Origin of the sequence: Ruminococcus sp. CAG:330 (assembly GCF_000437175.1) — a bacterium.
Lineage (GTDB): Bacteria > Bacillota > Clostridia > Oscillospirales > Ruminococcaceae > Ruminococcus_C.
In genome coordinates, this window is record NZ_FR898091.1 from 770 (window position 1) to 4,727 (window position 3,958).

General features: G+C 45.3%; 1 protein-coding gene. It reads left to right on the forward strand.

The genetic code is table 11. From position 1 onward, the window contains the following. Positions 1-3,958: Cna B-type domain-containing protein (locus QZL66_RS11175; RefSeq protein WP_293615140.1), on the forward strand; the 3,958-nt coding region annotated here is incomplete at both ends.

The following is a 3,958-nucleotide window of genomic DNA, read 5'->3' on the forward strand; positions in this document are numbered from 1 at the left end:
TACTTTTACCAAGACAGTGGATGACAAGGCGTACCGATTTGCCGAGATCGAATATTCGACAATGGCAGATGTTTCCGGTGTGAAGATGGACGGGAAGACAGCGGTTAGCTCCAAGTTTTCCAATACCGCTTCTTTCGGAACGCTGAACCCCAGTACTCCTTCTTACGATTTGATCGAAAAGAGCAAGGATACTGTGGAGAAACAGACGCTTACAGTAAATAAGACATATTCTGATGGAAATACAGACAAGAAGCCAAGCGTTACGTTCCAATTGCAGCGCAAAAAGCAGGGGACGAATGCAACGGACTGGGCACAGATCTATCTGGTAGACGGCGAGTGGACAGAGGTTACAGCGGACGAAAGCAACCCTTATACCTTTACGCTGGACAGCAGTAACGGCTGGAAACAGACCTTTTCCGATTTGCCGAAAGATACCCTTGCCCATGACGGCGACTATCTTTATCGGGTCGTTGAAACGCCGGTGGATGGGTATACGGTTTCGTATTCGGATTCTCAAAATGGCGTGGAAAGCGGCAGCATTACCATTACCAACAACCCAAAGCAGGACTTCAAAAAGGCTGCGCTGGATGCGGATGGGAATGTGCTTGCCGATGGCGATTCCATTGCACTGTCGGATTTGCCGACGCTGACGGTCGGAGATACCACCTATTATCTGATACAGTGGAAAATCTATGATATTGTGCAAGATTATTCATATGATTTTGAAGATGTGCTTCCAGAAAATTCAACATTGATTGGAATTTATGATAAGAATGATAAATTTAATGTAGAGGATAAATATAGACCATATATTCAGCGCAGTCGGTATCATGGGTATCATCTTTATCCTAGAGAGTATTCTTTTGATGATACGACTCGAAAACTTACAATACATGTTGATAAAAATAGTGGAGCGGAGTCGTCATATTTTTATGTTACCTACTATACCGGCATTCCAGTAGAAATCCTGAAATCTGCGGTAAGTGCCGGAACAGATGGCTACACCGTGACCAATACCATTGCACAAAAGGGCAGCGATGCCAAGACTGCAAGCGTAAAGGTGACAGGAAGCACGGCGGATACCAGCGACAAGAATCTGCTGACCAAAAACATTGCTTCTTCGAACAAGAACGGTGCATATACCGCAGAAGACGGGCAACTGAACTATTCTGTCTATGTAAATCCGGATGGGAAATACCTTTCGAATTCAGGAGAAATTGACCTGACGGATGATTTGACATTGGATAGCTATGAAGGCGCCTCTGCAGCTGGAATTGACGCAGTGCTTTCCATGGTAAAGGTGGAAAAAATTGAAAATCCGGTTGTAGATGCATCCGGTGCAGTCACCGATGCAACCGTTGTGCGGGAGCTTTCTACTTCGGAGTATCAGTATCTGGTAGAACACAATATCAAAGAAGAAACGCCTTCGAAGAGAAGTGATTTGTATCAGTTTACAACGAGCGATAATAAGAAGTGGACAACAAACCAGCCGTATGTTAGCACTTCACCGGAATTTCCAAAGGGAGACATTGTTACCATTCGCCTAAAAGGAGAACCGAATCATTCGTTAAGCAGCGGCATTACGGTATACGGCAAATGCGTTAATAATTCATTTGGTGGCGAGATAGTGAAATATCCTTTTGCGGGTGTCACATTTGATGAAAATGGATACGCAGATATCACATTTAAAATTGAAATTGATTATGTGATAAATTGGGTGATTTCCTTGGATGCTTCAGATTCGAGTGATACGTTTTCTGTCGATTCAGTCAAGGCAGTACAAGTGAAAGAAATCGACTCCCGCTTAAAGCTTACAGTGCCAGACGGCGAACCGCTGAAAGTTACGTATCAGTATACACTTCTGAAAGACGGAAAGCCCGTTACACCGGAGAGTCTGAGCGAAACAAAAACCGTGATTTCCTCCAATTCCATTTCTTTGGATACTGGAAATGCCAGTGCAGACGATCAGAAAGACAGCATAAAGTTCAGCATTTCTAAGTCAAGAGCGGGGATTTCCGCAGAGAATAAACCGCAAATTGTCAAGTATGACGTAGGCGACTACAGTTTGAAGCTGGATGCGACATTCCAGATTGCGAAATATCAGGATGGAAAGTGGCTGTTTGCAAGCAAGGATGAACTTGTTACAAACGATAAGCTTCAGACACATAAACTGACATATGATGCAGAGAATCAGAGCAGCGCTGTTTCGATTTCTGTGAAAGCGGATGAGGATTACAAACTGGACTCCTTCGATAAGGCTACCCTATATAAAATTGTAGAGACAAAAGCGCCGGATGGCTATGAGGCATTGACGGCAAGCAATTCCACCTACTATTTTGTATATGGTTCTGAAGCGCTGAGCAGCTATCCTGATGGTGTGACTGCGGACGATGTCATTCAGGTGCAGGAGGGAGGTTCGGTAAACATTCCGAACAACCAGCTGATCGACCTCACCGTGCAGAAAACATGGACGGGACTGGAAGATACCTCGGGCACTTCCATCAAGGCTGCGCTCTATTGGTCGTACACCAAGACCAGCTCCGGTTTTCCGGAGAATATGGAATTGGCGTCGGCGGAAAATCTGGGCGTTTCCGGATTGGAAAATCCGAAGGAATTCTCCACTGCCGCTGTTGGCAGCGGCGAAAATCCACAGAATCCGTCTTACACATGGAAGAATCTTCCCAGCGGTAAGAACGGTAAGCCGATTTACTATTACGTCAAGGAAGCAGAATATACGTACGGCGGGAAAACATATATCCAGCAGACGGATGGAACGTTTCAGGCGAGTGATGGCACAAGCGGCACTTATCGACCGAATACAACAGGCAACGCAGCGAATAAAGACGGTACCATTTCCATCAACAATTCGCAGGGCTTGGTTGTAGAAAAGCTTTGGAGAGATTCCGATGGAAATCCGATTCCCAGCAGCGGCATTCCGGCAACGGAAGTGCAGTTCCAGCTGGAGGGATTGAACGCCAGCGGAACATGGGAAAAGATCGCTCTGAAAGAAAATGCGCTTTTGACCGCTGAAAACGGCTGGAAGCTGACATTGGAATCGTATTTGGCGGACGGGGTTTCGCTTGAAGCATATACGAAATTCCGAGTGTCGGAAACCGGCGTGAAGAAGAAAGGCGAAGATAAATTTCAATCTCCGAATCAGGGCTTGTATGGCTGGATCATCAGTGCTACGGGTACTACCAATGGCACGACCGGTACACTGATATTGACCAATCGAAACAATGAACCGACAGAGATCGCAGTTTCTGTGGAAAAGATTTGGGGCGATGGTGCAGAACAGCATACAGGGGATAGCGTAGAGGTAAAGCTTTATCAATCCACAACGGTATGGAGCAATATCGGAACGCCGCCCTCGGATGCGCAGGTGTACCAGTCATCCGGAACACAGACGCTGAATCAGAGCAACAGTTGGACTTATACTTGGAGTGATCTCCCGTATAAGACACAGGATGGAAGCCGCTATTACTATTATGTGGTGGAATCCAGTGTGCCGGAGGGGTATCAGGTAAAGTATGATCGAACAGAACGAGCTTCAGAGCAGAAAACGACGATTACCAACTACATTTCTGGCGGGCTGAATATAGAGAAACAGTGGCAGAATCAAGATGGTACAGCAATTGATGCAGATACAGATTCGATTCAGCTGAAACTCTATAAAAGGCTTTTGGAAACACAGACATCTTCCGGAGAAGAATCTGGTTCAATCCCATCCAATTTAAAAATAGATGCAGTTGGTGATTCGATTACAGATGGTTATTGGACTACATCAGATGACTATCCGCATCAATTAAAAGCATTATTTGATAAAAAGTATTCCGATGTTTCTGTTATAAATAGCGGCGCTAGTGGACAGATTGTTTCTCAAATTGCGAAAAGAATCAGCAATGGAAACAAGTATGACTGGTGCGGTGTAGATTATGATGGAACACAGGTAATGCTT